At 56.9% G+C, this 269-nt stretch carries 1 protein-coding gene; it reads left to right on the forward strand.

Features of this window, described 5'->3' with window-relative positions; translation table 11 throughout:
- The coding region (locus SAY88_RS25115; protein WP_332635149.1) for a hypothetical protein at nucleotides 1–249 on the forward strand (249 nt) is incomplete at its 5' end.
- Between the last annotated feature and the right edge of the window lie 20 nt (nucleotides 250–269).

Genomic DNA, 269 nt, shown 5'->3' on the forward strand with positions numbered 1-269 from the left:
GTGTTTATTCGGTGTATTATCACCGTGTGTCGCCCGTTATTCACCGTTAAGAAACGGACCAATTCCGGCCACTGCTTTCTCACTGTAGAATCAGTGGGCAACCTAGTCTGTGGTCGCCGCAACCACGGCGCGGCGGTTGGCGCGTCAATCAGCACCGAAACCTGTTCTTTGCCTGTTAAAACAGGTTACCGGCTCCACCAGATCGCCGAGGCCCAGCGCCTAGCCCGCGGATGGATGGCGAAGCATTAGCAGTAACCGAATGCGCCGCG

This window comes from Halalkalibacter flavus (genome assembly GCF_036663575.1).
Classification (GTDB): domain Bacteria; phylum Bacillota; class Bacilli; order Bacillales; family Bacillaceae_D; genus Halalkalibacter; species Halalkalibacter flavus.